We start from the raw sequence: 15,245 nt of genomic DNA, 5'->3' as shown, positions 1-15,245 counted from the left end.
TCACGACTCCTCTGCGTAGGCTCTGCGAATGTCCTGTGGCCACTGCTCACGCATGTGTTCGCGCAGGAGTGCGCGGGCCGCGGCCTTGTCCGAGGCGGGAACGGTGTCCCCGAAGAAGGCGTCCCCGGTCATTCCGCTCTCGTCCGCGCTGTAGTACTCCTCGCGGAGATACGACGTGACGATCGCGTCGTGATAGGCACCGTCGAGGAAGAAGTAGTCGCGCAGGACCCCTTCGATGACCATTCCGGACTTGATCAGCATTCGTACGACGCGGACGTTGAAAGCGGCGGTGACGAACTCGACCCGGTGCGCGTTCTGGGCGTGGAAGAGCTCGTGGACCAGCAGCCACGACGCCTCTCCCCCGCAGCCCGAGTCCCAGAGTTCGCTGTCCCCGATGACACCGCCGACGGTGTAGCTGCCGGGGTACTTGCGCTGGCGCCACTGCACCAGCCCGACCGGGACGCCGTCGTGCGTGCGGACCATCGCGTACCGCTCCGGTCCGCCCGTGACGGCCGCGCGGATGTCCGAGGTGCTCGTGAAGCGGGCGGAGCCGCCGGTGCTGAGCGCCCCGACCATGCCGCGCCGGAACCACTGCGCGACCAGGGGGTACTCGTCCTCCTCGATCGCGGAGACCGTGACCAGGGCGCCCCTCACTCGGCCGTCCCCCCGCGCTCGGAGAGGAAGACGGCGATGGACGCGGGCGTACGGAAGGTCTCGGTCGCGATCTCGGAGACGTCGAGGTCGTAGCGCTGGCGCAGGTCGGCGAGGAACCTCAGGACGTCCATGGAGTCGATCCCGTAGTCGCACTGCGGGCCGAACAACTCCTCCTCGCTGCCGATCGACTCCGGTTCCACGTCGATCTCGAACAGCTCGACGTAGACCTTCTTGACTTCGCTTTCGTAGGACTCGATGGCACTCATCAGACAATTCCAATCACTGTGGGGATGATGGATTCTCTTGTATGTTCATTCCTGGCCGACACGGATTCATCGAACCGGAAGAACGAGGTGGAAAATGGCAGGGGAATACTCAGTGGACGACGCGGTGACTCTCGGGATCATTCGCGAGGCGGTTGACGCCGTGGGAATGGATCTCGAAAGGGACGACCTCCTCCAGGACGTGGGGGTGGACTCGATCGCCGGGTACGAGATTCGCCTGCTGGTCAGGGAGAGGTGCGGGGTGGAGGTGCCGGAGGAGGGGTTCGAGGACCTCGGCAGTGTGGGGGACCTGCTGGACCTGGTGCGGTCTCAGGCGGCGGAGGCCTGCTGACGGAGGCACATGCTGCCCCAGAGGAAACCGGCCCCGATGACGGCGATGAGCACGTGCTCGCCGGCGCGGGGCCGGCCGCTCCTGCGGAGCCGGTCGAGCACGGTGAAGATCGTCGCCGCACCCGTGTTGCCGTACTCCTCGATCGTGGTCACGGCCTTCTCCCTGGGTTGCCCCAGGGCGTCCATCAGGCCGGTCACGAGGTTCCGGTTGGCCTGGTGGAAGACGTAGTGGTCGATCTCGTCCGCTCGCAGACCGGCCAGTTTCAGCGTCTCCTCCACGCTCGGCGGGACGCGGGTCATGACCTGCTCCCAGACCTCCGGTCCGTTCATCTTCAGGTACTGGCGGCCGGTGCCCACGACCTCGGGGCCGAACGGCTCGCGCGTTCCCCCCGCGGGCACCTCGACGCCGTGGGAGAGGGTCCCGCCCAGGCTCCAGGAGAGCACGCCGCTGGACTCCTCGACGGGGCCGAGCACGGCGGCGCCCGCCGCGTCACCGAAGAAGACCCGCGTGGTGCGGTCGGTGGGGTCCGTGATGCGGGACAGCGCCTCGGCGCCGATCACCAGCACCCGCTGGAACTGGCCGCCCTGGAAGAGGTGCAGCGCCGTCCACATGCCGTACAGCCCACCGGAGCAGGCCGCCTGGTTCAGGTCGAGCGCGACCGCCCGGCGCGCGCCGATCCGTTCGGACACCGTCAGCGCCGTGGAGGGGAGCAGCTGGTCGAATGTGAAGGTGGCAACGATGACGCAGTCGAGGTCGGCGGCGTCGGTCCCCGACTCCCTCAGCGCCTCCTCGGCCGCCGCGACGCACATGTCCGTGGTGCCCGTGCCCTCCGGCAGGAACCGGCGCTCCCGGATACCCGTCCGCTTGACGATCCACTCGTCGCTCGTGTCGAGGCCCCGCGCGAGTTCCTCGTTGGTGACCACGTTGTCGGGAACGTGGGAGCCCACGCCCAGAATCCCCACGGGAAACCTGTTGGAGAGCGTGCTGCCGGAGGTGGAGGGAACATCCTGGTGCGGTCTCATGACACTTCCTTTGCACTGGGGGGTGCGTGGTCGGGGGGATTCCCCGGAGAGCGGTCCGGGGACGGGGGGAGCGAGCCCAGCCGCCGTGTACTGGGGTCGAACGAGACCCACACGGCGACGACCAACATGAGCACGGTGAATCCCAGGAACAGGGGCATCGTTCCGGCGAACTGGAGACCGAATCCCGCGGCGAGGGGGCCGAGGGGCGCGGCGGCCCCCGTGACGAACGTGCAGGCGCTGCCCACACGGGCCTGGAGGCGGTCGGGCGTGTTCAGGAGCTGGTAGGTGCCGAGGATGATGGACAGCAGCGGTGCGGCCGCCATGGCCGCCGCGAGGGGGAACACCACGGCCCAGTGGTCGACGAGGGGGATCGTGGCCACGACGGTGATCGGGAGCCACCACAGGGTGGCCAGCACCAGGCCCCGAGGGGAGAAGCGGCGCAGCAGGGCGGAGGCTCCCAGCGCGCCGCCGATCCCGCCGAGGCTGGCCACGCCGAGCACGGTCCCGATCTGGCCGGTGCTGACTCCCGCCTCCGCGCCGACCATGACGACGGTGAGCACGACCCCGGTGATCACCAGGTTCGGGGCGACGCAGCTGAGGAGCAGCACGCGCAGCTCGGGCCGGGCCCAGATCCACGAGAACGCCTCGGTCCAGGTGCGGAGCCGCGCCCCGTCCCCGCGCGCGGCGGGGGTCCGGGGGTGCTGCAACCGCTCCCTGACGAAGAGCAGCCCGATCGCGGCGAAGGCGTGGCCCAGCGCCGCGGCACCGAACGGGAGGGTGCGCGACACAGCCATCAGCCACCCTCCCAGCACGGGACCGATCAGGGAGGCGATCTGGTTGCGGGCCTCGTTCCGGCCGACGGCGGCGGACAGGTCGGTCGATCGGACGATGTGGGGCAGCGCGGCGCGTTCGGCGAAGCGGTAGGCCTCGTGCCCGACCACGTCCACCAGCGCCACGATCACCACCAGCCACAGCAGCCACGGCGACCCGGTGAGCAGCCCCAGGCACAGGACCACCATGGCCAGGGCCCGGGTGCCCTGCGCCGCGATCATGAGGGTACGCCGGTCGAACCGGTCGGCCGCCGCTCCACCGGGGAGCCGGGCGGAGACCGCCGCGACCCCCAGGAGGAAGGTGACCGAACCCGTCAGGGCCGGTGTCCCGCCCAGGTCCAGGAGGATGACGGGGTAGGCGACGGCTCCCATGCCCGGGCCGAGCTGCGCGGCGAACTGACCGGTCCACAGGATGCGGAACGACCGGTTGCGGCGCAGCGGGGCCGGTTCGTTCTCAGGACTGACCACGGAGCGCCTCCGCCGGGGGTACCTCGCCCGCCCTCCGCGACGTCAGGACGGAGACCACCGTGGAGAACACCAGGGTGACTCCGACGACCCCGACCAGCACGGACACGGGCACCGTGTAGACGACCCCCGGCAGGTCCACACGCAGTGAGTCGACGAGTCCGGGCGAGACCGCGAAACCGAGCCCGACACCGAGGGCGATCCCGCTCACGGTGATGACCAGGGACTCGATCAGGAAGAGCCTGCGGACCCCGGAGATCTGCATGCCGATGGCGCGCAGGACGCCGATCTGGTTGCGGCGCTCGGAGATCGACCGGATGCTGACCACTCCGAGGGCCGCGCAGCCGACCACGAGCCCGAAGCCCATGAACGCCATGAGAAGCCACTGCACGACGCCGTTGGACGAGGCCCGGAACTCCACCTCCTCGCGCATCGGGGTGGTGGTGACCCCGTGGTCCATCAGCGCCCTCTGGAGGGCGACCTCCAGCTTGCCGACCTCGTCCCGGTCCTGTGCCCGGACGAACCAGTTCCCGGGTACGGCGTCCTCACCGGTGACCCGGCTCAGCCCCTCGGTCGAGGTGACGACGTCACCCAGGTACTCGGCGCTGCGGTCCACGACGCCGATGACCCGGAGCGTCGTGGTGGTGTCGCCGTCCGGTTCGGTGACCTCCAGCCTCAGGTTCGCGGGCAGGCCGTCGTCCAGGACGTCGACGCCCTCCAGTTCGAGGTCGCTCCCGCCGCCGACGAAGGCGGCGGAGTCGCTGGGGATCATGGCGGCGGAGACCACGGCGGTGTTCGGGGTGCGCCGGAGCTCGTCCCAGACCTCCTCGGAGGTGTCCAGGCCGTCCGCGCGCAGGAAGACCGGGTAGCGGTTGCCGAGCAGGTAGTCGTCGTCGGCCCCCCATACCCGCACCTCCTCCGCGTCCGCGTCCGCGTCGATCTGGCGGGCCTCGGTCGTGACCTCCTGGTAGCCGCCGACGCGCTCCACCTTCGCGGCGTCCACGCGCGGGCTCTCCGCCAGGACGGTGCCCAGTTCGGGCGGCGCGCCCTGACCGGCGACCCACTCGGCCCGCACGTCGAACCCGCCGGTCACCGAACGGTGGTCGGAGTAGACCTGGTTGACGGCGGCGGTGACGAACCCGCTGAGGGTGATGGTGAGGACCACGATGCTCAGCATCGCGATCGTCATCCCCGCCTGGGCACGGTTGCGCACGGAGTAGGCCACCGAGATGGGCACCACGGAGGCCATCGACGGCAGGGGCGCCAGGACGCGGCGCAGGAAGCTCTGGACGAGGTCGCTGTTGGCCACGAACAGCCACACCCCGGCGGCGACCAGCGCCATCCCGGCGAGGAAGAACAGCGTGATCCCGGAACCGGTGTCCCCGAACAGCTCCCCCGGCACGGACCAGAGCGCGATGATCACGGCGGCGCACAGCGAGTGGGCCGGGCGCCTGGGCACCCGCAGCCTCGGCAGGAGCGCGCCCAGGCCCCCGAGCGCCAGCGTCAGACCGGTCAGGGTCTCGGTCGCGGTGCCGTTCTGGACGCCCAGAGCGGCCGTGGCCAGCCCGAGCAGCAGGATCAGGGAGAGCAGGGGCACGGTCCACCAGCGGCGCCGCGACGGGGCCTCGGACCCGCGCAGCGCGGACACGATGTCCACCTTGGAGGCGCGCGCGGCGGCGAAGGTGAACACCACCGTGATGACGCCGACGCCGATGAGGTAGGCGGTCGCCATGGCCACGGGGTCGAACCCGAACTCCAGCGCGGGCGGGGGCAGGGCCGGGTCGGCGACGCGGTCGCTCAGCACCCGCGAGGCGGCCACGCCCGCCAGCCAACCGGCCAGTGTTCCGGCCGCCGAGGCCAGCACCGCGTAGCCCAGCCCCTCGACGGTCAGGACGAGGCCCAGCCGTCCGCGTTTCATGCCCATCGCCCGCAGGACGCCGAACTCCTGGCGGCGCTCCCCCGCGAGCATCATGACGACGAGCACGATGAGGAGCACGCCCGCGACCATGGAGAGCTGGCTGAAGAGGAGGAACAGGGTCGCCAGGTCCGTCGTGAGACGGTCCGCGCTCTCGTGCGCGGAGGCGCGGAGCGGTTCGGCCTCCCACCCGTTGGTCCTGACCAGGGAGGAGAGGTCGGTGCGGACCGGGTCCTCGTCCGCCTCCCAGGTGACCTCCTGCCCGTAGGACAGGGTGACGGTGTTCACCCGGCCGGTCAGGTCGGCGGTGCGCTGGAGCGCGGAAAGCGGCACGAGGGCGGACTCGGGCGGGGCGAGGGGCGCACCGGCCTCGTAGACGCCGACGACGCGTGCCTGGCGTCCGGCGACGACGACCGTGTCGCCGCGGTCGGCGCGCAGCTCCCGCGCGGCCTCCCGGCTCAACAGGACGTCGTCCTGGCCGAGGCCGCCGCGCGAGATCTCCGCGCCGTCGCCGTCCACGAGCCGGATCGCGGCGTCGTTGTTGGCGACGCCGAGCACCGTGAGCCCGGGGTCGCCGCGGTCGGCGCGCTCGTGGGCCACGGGGAGGCGCAGGGTGAGCAGGGAGGAGACGGTGGTGTCGGGGTCGTCCAGGGCCCTCTCGACGGACCGGACGTCGTCGCGCTCCAGCATGGGAGGTCCGGCGTCGGGGTCGTTGTCGGGGTCGTCCTCGTCGCGGTCGTCGTCCCCGCCCGGCGTCACGACCGCGTCGACCTCACCGAGGTCCGCGGTCTGCTGCGCGCGCATCGCCTGGTGGAGCGTGGACTCCAGCGTGAAGGAGGCCGAGAAGAGCAGCGCGGCCAGAGACAGGCCCATGGCCACGAGGAGGGTCTGCCCCGGGCGCCGCCCGACGTTGCGCGCCGCGATGCGGACGCTCAGTCGGCCCCGCGCCGAGAGCGCCACCAGTGCGATCAGCGCCAGGGGGGACGCGACCGCGACGGCCAGCGTGATTGCGTCGTTCATCTACTGGTCGCCCCCGGCGGCGGCGTCGGCGGTCCGCGTGGTGTGGTCCTCGACCCGGTCCACGAGGCCGTCGAGCATGTGGACCTCGCGGTCGCCGTAGGCGGCCACGTCGGGGTCGTGCGTGACCATGATCAGGGTGAGGCCGTCGGCGTGGAGCTCCCGGAGCAGCGTCAGCACCTCCTCGGTGGAGGCGGAGTCCAGGGCCCCGGTGGGCTCGTCCGCCCAGACGATGGCGGGGGCGTGCACGATGCCGCGGGCGATCGCGACCCGCTGCTGTTGGCCGCCGCTCAGTTGGGCGGGGACGTGGTCGGCGCGTTCACCCAACCCCACGCGGGTGAGCGCCGAGACCGCCTTGCGGCGGGCCTCCCTCGGCCGGACCCCGCCCAGGAGGAGGGGCATCTCCACGTTCTCCACGGCTGAGAGGACGGGGATGAGGTTGTAGCCCTGGAAGACGAAGCCGGTCCGGCGGGCGCGCCACGCCGTGCGCCTGCGCTCGGACATGGAGTGGATGTCCTCACCCTCGACGAGCACGCTGCCCCCGTCGATCCGGTCCAGGCCGGAGGCGCAGTTCAGCAGGGTCGACTTGCCGCACCCGGAGGGCCCCATCACCGAGACCCATTCGCCCTCAGCGACGTCCAGGGAAACACCGCGCAGCACCGGAACCGCAATCCGGCCGTCACCGTATGTCTTTGTTATGTCTTTCAAGCGCACGACTGGGTTGGTCACGAGTTCCCTTACTGATGTCACGAGTCCACCACCGACCAGTGGTGTCCCACGCGCCTGGACCGCCCACTCGATCAGTTTCACAGTTGATCAAGACTTGCGAGCCAAATCGAAGCAGAGGCAATGCACCTTGTCAACACTCCCCAAGGATTTCCGAACCGAAATGATCCGACCCGATCGACCACCCCCGGAAAGGGACCGGGTACCGGCCAGAACAATGGTTTCACCTTTGCCGCAAGCCGACCCACGGGCAGGTTGGGCGCGCTTCACCGGCGGAAATGGGGTTCCGCCCCAGACGTTTTCCCCGCTGCGCACGGAACCCGCCGGGACGCCGGGAATCACTGCCAGTAGGCGCTTCTGCACGCCAAGCCTCTTCTGGAGGCACTCCCGGAGGGTGAAATCAGGGGACCAGAACAATGAGGACACGATCCTGATACCGACTCTTAGGACTCCTTTAAGTTGAATCCCGGACCATGTGTCGAATCGGGAACCGCAGAAAACGCGAAAGAAGGCCGACTCACCGTGATGCGGATATCACGCACCGGGTCCGTCGGCCCTGGGAATACGGGACCTACAAATGGTCGCCGAGGAAGTCGTCAATACTCTGCCGCGCGACCTGACTGGAGAATCCACCCCAGTTCAGGTCGAACATGTGCTCGGTCCACGGCAGTTCCACGTGGTGGTGGGGAACTCCGACCGACGCGAGGCGGTCGGCCATGCGGTCGTTGTCCTCGGTGCCGAGAAAGAAGTCGTGGCCCGCCGTGATCAGCAGAGTCGGGGGACCGTCCTCGTCCACCTGGAGAAGGGGCGACATCGCCTCGTACTCCTCCGGATACTCCTCCGGTGGGCCGCCGACCATGCGCTCACTCGACTCCAGCAGGTCGTCCCCCACCGGGGACCGCCGCTGCCGCCAGGGGACCGGCGGGGCCTCGTCGGTGCCGTCGGTGGCCGAGTACCACGCCACGACCGCGTCCACCTCCGGAACCTCGGTGTCACAACTGGGTTCGGGGCCGTCCGCGTGCGCGGCCAGCAGGACCAGGAGCCCGCCCGCCGACTGGCCGTTGAGCGCGATCCGCGCGGGGTCGCCGCCGTAGTCGGCGGCGTTCTCGTGCACCCAGCCCAGGGCGCAGCGCACGTCGGCCAGCGAGGCCGACCAGTCGCCGTCCGGGAAGTACCGGTAGTCCACGTCGAACACCACCCGCTCGCCCCCGCTGTCCGCGAGCCAGGTGTCCCAGCGGGGCAGCAGGCTCTGCGGCAGGTCCTCCGCGCCTCCGTGCACGTTGACCACCACCGGGAGCCGGGCGTCCTCGGGGACCCCGCCCTCGGGTCGCCACACGTCGAGCTCCAGCGGGTCTCCCCCGGGGCTGGCGTACTCCAGCGTGACCGGTTCGCGGTCGGCCGTCGTGGCGAACCCGGCCGCGTACTGGAACGGGTCCAGCCGCACGCCCTCGGCGCGGGCCGTCCGCCAGACGGACACCGAGGGAACCAGTGCCAGGACCAGTAGGAGCACGTTCACCAGCGCCAGCAGGAGCGCGCCGCGGCCGCCCCGGGAACGCCTGGCCCACAGTGCCAGCACCACGCCGCACAGGGAGACCAGGGCGAACACGGCGGAGAACTCCAGCGCGACCAGCGCGGCCTGCCACATCGCCAGGGACACGGGCGGCAGGAGGACGAGACCGACCCCGGCCAGGGTGGTCAGGCACAGCAGGGCCGAGCCGGCGAGGAGGAGCCGCGAGCGGGCGGGGGCATCTTCGAGCAAGCGCGCACAACCTTAATACGTACGTATCGATACGAGCGTATCATTCCTGCGCGCCCTGTGCCAGAATGCGTCCGTGCCGAAGAACGTGGACAGGGAGGGCCGGCGACGCGAGATCGCCGAGGCCCTACACCGGATAGCCGCGCGCGAGGGCCTGGAGGGCGTCAGCGTCCGGACCGTCGCCGCGGAGGCGGGCCTCTCGGCGGGCGCCGTCCAGCGGGAGTTCGACTCCAAGGACAGGCTGCTCCGCTTCGCCCTCCGAGCGACCGTGGACGAGGTCACCGAACGCTTCGGGCGATTACGGATCGGGCCGGGAGGGCTGGACTTCTCGGCGGCCCTGCGTCAGGTGCTGCTGGAGCTGCTGCCCACCGACGGACGGAAGCTGGCCCAGGCCCGCATCTGGTCGGCCTACTACGCCCGCGCCGCCGTGGACCCGGTGTTCGCGGACACCCTCGAGGCCCTGACCGAGGAGACCCGCGCGAGCTTCCTGCGGCTCCTTGAGTACGCGCGGAGCCAGGGCGCCCTCGCGCCCGGCACGGACCTCGAAGCCGCCACCGAGATGCTCCTGGTGATCATCGACGGACTCTGGATCGGCTGCGCGCGACTGCCCGAGGCCGCCTCCCTGGACGGACACCGCGCGGCGGTCGAGGCCACCGTCGAGCTGCTGGGCCAGCCGACACCGGAGGGGCCCCGGAGGAACGAGGACCCAAGGTCCCGAAATGCGCAGATCATACGAAACACCCCAGCGCAGAACGAACCTACCCACGGGTAACCCCGACCGGCGCCCCACTCCGCGCCGCTCGTTAGGGTTCCCGTGGCCCTGCCTGGGCACCGCTTCCCTGGAGTGGCGCCCTGCGCGGCCACCGGCAGCACCCGGAGTACCGGCAACACCGGCGACGGCGCCGGCCCGTGCCGGTACCGCGTCACGGAGTCCAGGAGGCATCCGGCATGTTCGAGAAGATACTGGTGGCCAACCGAGGTGAGATCGCCATCCGCGCCCTGCGCGCGGGGCACGAACTGGGGGCCCGCACCGTCGCGGTCTTCCCCCACGAGGACCGCCACTCACTGCACCGGCTCAAGGCCGACGAGGCCTACCAGATCGGTGAGCCCGGGCACCCCGTCCGCGCCTACCTGTCCGTGGACGAGATCGTCCGCGCGGCACGGGAGGCGGGCGCCGACGCCGTCTACCCCGGCTACGGGTTCCTGTCCGAGAACCCCGCCCTGGCCCGGGCCTGCGCCGAGGCGGGCATCACCTTCGTCGGTCCGCCCGCCGAGGTCCTGGAACTGACCGGGAACAAGGCGACCGCCATCGCCGCCGCCAAGCGGGCCGGCATCCCCGTCCTGGACTCCACCGCGCCCTCCACCGACGTCGACGGCCTGGTCACCGCCGCCGAGGAGATCGGCTTCCCGGTCTTCGTCAAGGCCGTGGCCGGTGGCGGCGGCCGGGGCATGCGCCGGGTGGACGCTCCCGGCGCCCTGCGTGAGTCCATCGAGGCGGCCATGCGCGAGGCCGAGACCGCCTTCGGCGACCCCACGGTGTTCCTGGAGCGCGCCGTGGTGGACCCGCGCCACATCGAGGTGCAGATCCTCTCCGACGGCGAGGACGTGATCCACCTCTACGAACGCGACTGCTCGGTCCAGCGCCGCCACCAGAAGGTCGTCGAGCTGGCTCCCGCCCCCAACCTCGACCCGGAACTGCGCGAGCGCATGTGCCGGGACGCGGTGCTGCTCGCGCGGGAACTGGGCTACCGCAACGCGGGCACGGTCGAGTTCCTGGTGGGCCGGGACGGCCGACACGTGTTCATCGAGCTCAACCCGCGCATCCAGGTCGAGCACACGGTGACCGAGGAGGTCACCGACGTGGACCTCGTGCAGTCCCAGATCCGGATCGCCTCCGGTGAGACCCTCGCGGAGCTGGGCCTGTCCCAGGACGCGATCGTCCTGCACGGCGCCGCGCTCCAGTGCCGCATCACCACCGAGGACCCCGCCAACGGGTTCCGGCCGGACACTGGGACCATCAGCGCCTACCGGTCCCCCGGCGGCTCGGGCATCCGTCTGGACGGCGGGACCGCGGCGGCGGGGTCGGAGGTCAGCGCGTACTTCGACTCGCTCCTGGTCAAGCTCACCTGCCGGGGCCGCGACTTCGCCACGGCGGTGAGCCGCGCCCAGCGCGCGGTGGCCGAGTTCCGGATCCGGGGCATCTCCACCAACATCCCCTTCCTCCAGGCCGTGCTGGAGGACGAGGACTTCCGACAGGGCCGGGCCACCACCTCGTTCATCGAGGAGCGCCCCCAGCTGCTGACCGCGCGCCCCTCCGCCGACCGGGGCACCCGCCTGCTCACCTACCTGGCCGACGTCACGGTGAACAAGCCGCACGGCGAACGCCCCCACCTGATCGACCCGGCGTCCAAGCTTCCCGCCGTCCCCGAGGGCGCCCCGCCCGCCGGGTCCCGGCAGCGCCTGCTCGACCTCGGCCCGGAGGGGTTCGCCCGCTGGATGCGCGAGTCAGCGACGCTGGGCGTCACCGACACCACCTTCCGCGACGCCCACCAGTCGCTGCTCGCCACGCGGGTGCGCACCCAGGACCTCCTGGCGGCCGCGCCCGCCGTCGCGCACACCCTCCCCGAGCTCCTGTCCCTGGAGTGCTGGGGCGGGGCCACCTACGACGTGGCCCTGCGCTTCCTGGCCGAGGACCCGTGGGAACGGCTGGCGGCGCTGCGTGAGGCCGTGCCCAACGTGGCCCTCCAGATGCTCCTGCGCGGCCGCAACACCGTCGGGTACACCCCGTACCCCACCGAGGTCACGAACGCCTTCGTGCGGGAGGCCGCCGCCACCGGCGTGGACGTCTTCCGGATCTTCGACGCCCTGAACGACGTCGAGCAGATGCGCCCGGCCATCGACGCGGTCCGCGAGACCGGCACCGGGCTCGCGGAGGTCGCGCTCTGCTACACCGCCGACCTCTCCGACCCGGCCGAGAAGCTGTACACGCTGGACTACTACCTGAGGCTGGCCGAGCGGATCGTGGAGTCCGGCGCGCACGTGCTAGCGGTCAAGGACATGGCCGGACTGCTGCGCGCACCGGCCGCCTCCCGGCTGGTGAGCGCGCTGCGCCGCGAGTTCGACCTGCCGGTCCACGTGCACACCCACGACACGGCGGGGGGCCAGCTCGCCACGTACCTGGCGGCGGTGAACGCGGGCGCGGACGCGGTGGACGGCGCGGTCGCGTCCATGTCGGGCACCACCTCGCAGCCCTCCCTGTCCGCGATCGTGGCCGCCTTCGACCACTCGGACACCCCCACCGGCCTCTCCCTGGACGCGGTGAACGAACTGGAGCCGTACTGGGAGGCGGTGCGCAGGGTCTACGCGCCGTTCGAGGCGGCCCTGACCTCACCGACCGGCCGCGTGTACCACCACGAGATCCCCGGCGGCCAGCTGTCCAACCTGCGCACCCAGGCGGTCGCGCTGGGGTTGGGCGACCGGTTCGAGGACATCGAGGCCGTGTACGCCGCCGCCGACCGCATGCTGGGCCGCCTGGTCAAGGTGACCCCCTCCTCCAAGGTGGTCGGCGACCTGGCTCTGCACCTGGTGGGCGCGGGGGTCTCGCCCGAGGAGTTCGAGGAGGACCCGGACCGGTTCGACGTGCCCGACTCGGTGGTGGGCTTCCTCCGGGGTGAGCTGGGGGTTCCCCCGGGTGAGTGGCCCGAGCCGTTCCGCACCAAGGCGTTGCGCGGGCGTGGTGAGGCCCGTCCCACCACTCCGCTCAGCGAGGTCGACCGCGCCGGGCTGGACGAGGAGCCCCGAGCCACGTTGAACCGGCTCCTGTTCGCCGGGCCCACGAAGGAGTTCGAGGCGCACCGGGCCGCCTACGGCGACACCAGCGTGCTGGACAGCCGGGACTTCTTCTACGGTCTGCGCGAGGGCGAGGAGCACGTGGTGGACCTGGAGCCGGGCGTGCGCCTGCTCATCGGGCTCCAGGCGGTGAGCGAGGCCGACGAGCGCGGGATGCGCACCGTCATGACCACCCTCAACGACCAACTGCGGCCGCTGCACGTGCGCGACCGCTCCCTGGCCTCGGACGCGCCCGAGGCGGAGAAGGCCGACCGCGACGACCCCGCGCAGGTCGCGGCTCCCTTCGCCGGGGTCGTCACCCCGACCGTGGCCGTGGGCGACGAGGTCGCCGCCGGGGACACCGTCGCGACCATCGAGGCCATGAAGATGGAGGCCTCCATCACCACCCCGCGTGCCGGGGTGGTGGCGCGGGTGGCCGTCGAGGGCGTCCAGCGCGTGGAGGGCGGCGACCTGATCGTCCACCTCCGGTGAGACTCCGGGTGGCCGCCCCGAGGGCGGCCACCCGCCGTCCGGCACACGGGAACTCCCGCGTGGCGGGGGCTTCCGGGGGCCGGGGTCGGCCCCGCCCGTTGGGCCGCCCGGATCCGGTGGAGGTGGGCGGCCCGCCGGAGACCGACAGGTACGGCGCGGTCGCGCGCACGCCCTGACCCGCCCGCGCCCCGGGGTGGTCCTCTGTGGCGGTTTCGTACGATGAAGACCGACTCGATCACGCGGGGCGTCCCGCGACGAAAGGAACCCCGTGGCTGACGTACCCGAACGCGCCCTGGTCGTGATGGCCCACCCCGACGACGCCGACTTCTCCTGTGCGGGGACCGTCGCGGTGTGGACCGAGGCCGGAGCCGAGGTGGTCTACCTGATGGTCACCGACGGTGAGGCGGGCGGTGACGAACTCACGCTGGAGAGCGCGGAGATCGCCGCCATGCGCCGCGAGGAGCAGCGCCGGGCCGCGGCCGAGGTCGGGGTCAAGGACGTGCGCTTCCTGGGCTACCCCGACGGGAGGGTGGAGACCACCCTCGACCTGCGCCGGGACATCACGCGGGTGATCCGCCAGGTCCGCCCCGAACGCATGGTCATCCCCAACCCCGAACGTGACTGGGACAGCGTCGCCGCCAGCCACCCCGACCACAGGGCCACCGGCGCGGCCGCGTTCGACGCGGTCTTCCCCGACTCCCGCAACCCGCACGCGCACCGCGAGCTCCTCCACGAGGAGGCCCTGGCCCCGTGGACCGTCCCCGAGGTGTGGGTGGTCGGCGGCCCGGCGCCACACACCCACTCGGACATCACCGACGTCTTCGAGCGCAAGGTGGCGGCGCTGGCAGCGCACGAGAGCCAGATCGGTGACATCGCCGAACTGGAGCCCATGCTGCGCCAGTGGATGGGCGTCAACGCCGCGGAGGCCGGGCTGCCCGAGGGGCGCCTGGCCGAGGTCTTCCGGGTCGTGCGCACCGTCTGACGCGTCTGGGGGGCGGCCCCACCGGCCCCGCCCCGGCGACCGAGGCGTCGGCGATGCACGACCTATCCTCGAAGGGTGACGAACACGTTCCACCCCACCGGGGCGACCGAGGCCGCCCACCGTGTACGCGACGTCCTCGGCGCGGGGCCGGTGGTCGTGCTGACCGGCGCGGGGATCTCGACGGACTCGGGCATCCCCGACTACCGGGGCCCGGACTCACCGCCGCGCAGGCCCATGACCTACCAGGAGTTCGTCGGGGACGCGGCCTTCCGGCGCCACTACTGGGCGCGTAACCACGTGGGCTGGCGTCACGTGGCGGCCACCGCCCCCAACGACGGCCACCGTGCCCTGGCCGAGCTCGAACGCGCCGGGCTCGTGTCCGGGGTGATCACCCAGAACGTGGACACCCTGCACGACGCGGCGGGCAGCCGGAACGTCATCGACCTGCACGGCCGCTACGACCGTGTGGTCTGTCTGGGCTGCCGGGCCGTGACCGGCCGCGCCGAGCTGGCCGTGCGGCTCACCGACCTCAACCCGGGCTTCGCGGAGGAGGTGGCCGACGTCGAGGTGGCCCCGGACGCCGACGCGGTGCTGGCCTCCACCGCGCACTTCCGGGTCGCCGACTGCTCCGACTGCGGCGGCGTCCTCAAGCCGGACATCGTGTACTTCGGTGAGAACGTGCCCCGGCCACGGGTGGAGGAGGCCTACGCGATGGTCGACGGAGCCGCCGGACTCCTGGTCGTGGGCTCGTCGCTCACGGTCTTCTCCGGTCGCCGGTTCGTGAAGCGCGCCGTGGGGCAGGACCACCCGGTGGTCATCCTCAACCGGGGGCCCACGCGCGCCGACGACGCCGCCACCCTGACCGTGGGGTTGGGCTGCTCGGAGGTCCTGCGCGCGCTGGCGGACGGACACACCGCGCGTCGCGGATCTCCCTGACGCCACC

Annotated in this window: 12 protein-coding genes; 5 read left to right on the top strand and 7 right to left on the bottom strand. The window is 71.6% G+C overall.

The window, feature by feature from the left end:
- Together ACRWK8_RS00760 and ACRWK8_RS00755 are read right to left on the bottom strand one after the other, a co-directional pair.
- The gene (locus ACRWK8_RS00760; protein ID WP_378734874.1) at positions 1 to 654 is read right to left on the bottom strand and encodes a GNAT family N-acetyltransferase; all 654 of its coding nucleotides are present in this window, start codon (positions 652 to 654) and stop codon (positions 1 to 3) included.
- On the bottom strand, positions 651 to 920 hold the full coding sequence (locus tag ACRWK8_RS00755; RefSeq protein WP_378734877.1) for an acyl carrier protein: 270 nt from the start codon (positions 918 to 920) through the stop codon (positions 651 to 653). The genes ACRWK8_RS00760 and ACRWK8_RS00755 overlap by 4 nt, the downstream gene beginning before the upstream one ends.
- A 166-nt stretch (positions 921 to 1,086) precedes the next feature.
- Here ACRWK8_RS00755 and ACRWK8_RS00750 point away from each other — a divergent pair, with 166 nt between their 5' ends.
- Positions 1,087 to 1,269 (top strand): acyl carrier protein, encoded by a 183-nt coding sequence (locus tag ACRWK8_RS00750; protein ID WP_378734879.1) that lies wholly within the window; start codon positions 1,087 to 1,089, stop codon positions 1,267 to 1,269.
- Here ACRWK8_RS00750 and ACRWK8_RS00745 read toward each other — a convergent pair.
- From ACRWK8_RS00745 to ACRWK8_RS00725, 5 genes are all read right to left on the bottom strand, one after another.
- A complete protein-coding gene (locus ACRWK8_RS00745) occupies positions 1,248 to 2,291 on the bottom strand; it encodes a 3-oxoacyl-ACP synthase III family protein (protein WP_431867631.1) in 1,044 nt (347 codons plus the stop codon). The genes ACRWK8_RS00750 and ACRWK8_RS00745 overlap by 22 nt on opposite strands.
- Positions 2,288 to 3,589 (bottom strand): MFS transporter, encoded by a 1,302-nt coding sequence (locus ACRWK8_RS00740; protein WP_378734883.1) that lies wholly within the window; start codon positions 3,587 to 3,589, stop codon positions 2,288 to 2,290. Before ACRWK8_RS00740 ends, ACRWK8_RS00745 begins: the two co-directional genes overlap by 4 nt.
- Positions 3,576 to 6,521 (bottom strand): ABC transporter permease, encoded by a 2,946-nt coding sequence (locus tag ACRWK8_RS00735; protein ID WP_431867629.1) that lies wholly within the window; start codon positions 6,519 to 6,521, stop codon positions 3,576 to 3,578. The genes ACRWK8_RS00740 and ACRWK8_RS00735 overlap by 14 nt, the downstream gene beginning before the upstream one ends.
- On the bottom strand, positions 6,522 to 7,178 hold the full coding sequence (locus tag ACRWK8_RS00730; RefSeq protein WP_378734887.1) for an ABC transporter ATP-binding protein: 657 nt from the start codon (positions 7,176 to 7,178) through the stop codon (positions 6,522 to 6,524).
- A 637-nt stretch (positions 7,179 to 7,815) separates the two neighbouring features.
- Entirely contained in the window at positions 7,816 to 9,003 is a 1,188-nt protein-coding gene (locus tag ACRWK8_RS00725) for an alpha/beta hydrolase (RefSeq protein ID WP_378734889.1), read from the bottom strand.
- A 73-nt stretch (positions 9,004 to 9,076) separates the two neighbouring features.
- On the opposite strand from ACRWK8_RS00725, the gene ACRWK8_RS00720 reads away from it, so the two are divergent.
- The 4 genes from ACRWK8_RS00720 to ACRWK8_RS00705 all read left to right on the top strand — a co-directional run bounded on the left by ACRWK8_RS00720 (position 9,077) and on the right by ACRWK8_RS00705 (position 15,238).
- Positions 9,077 to 9,772: a TetR/AcrR family transcriptional regulator gene (locus ACRWK8_RS00720; RefSeq protein ID WP_378734891.1), complete on the top strand. Its 696-nt coding sequence runs from the start codon at positions 9,077 to 9,079 to the stop codon at positions 9,770 to 9,772.
- 176 nt (positions 9,773 to 9,948) lie between these two features.
- On the top strand, positions 9,949 to 13,320 hold the full coding sequence (locus ACRWK8_RS00715; RefSeq protein ID WP_431867625.1) for a pyruvate carboxylase: 3,372 nt from the start codon (positions 9,949 to 9,951) through the stop codon (positions 13,318 to 13,320).
- A 268-nt stretch (positions 13,321 to 13,588) separates the two neighbouring features.
- On the top strand, positions 13,589 to 14,302 hold the full coding sequence (locus ACRWK8_RS00710) for a PIG-L deacetylase family protein (protein ID WP_378734896.1): 714 nt from the start codon (positions 13,589 to 13,591) through the stop codon (positions 14,300 to 14,302).
- A gap of 75 nt (positions 14,303 to 14,377) precedes the next feature.
- Complete coding sequence (locus ACRWK8_RS00705; RefSeq protein WP_431867623.1) at positions 14,378 to 15,238, top strand: NAD-dependent protein deacetylase; 861 nt, start codon at positions 14,378 to 14,380, stop codon at positions 15,236 to 15,238.
- Positions 15,239 to 15,245: the final 7 nt, after the last annotated feature.

The sequence above is a fragment of the Nocardiopsis eucommiae genome, from assembly GCF_965344335.1.
In the GTDB taxonomy this organism is placed as follows: Bacteria; Actinomycetota; Actinomycetes; order Streptosporangiales; family Streptosporangiaceae; genus Nocardiopsis; species Nocardiopsis eucommiae.
Note: the sequence above shows the minus strand (reverse complement) of the source record. Positions and strands in the feature narration are given on the sequence as shown.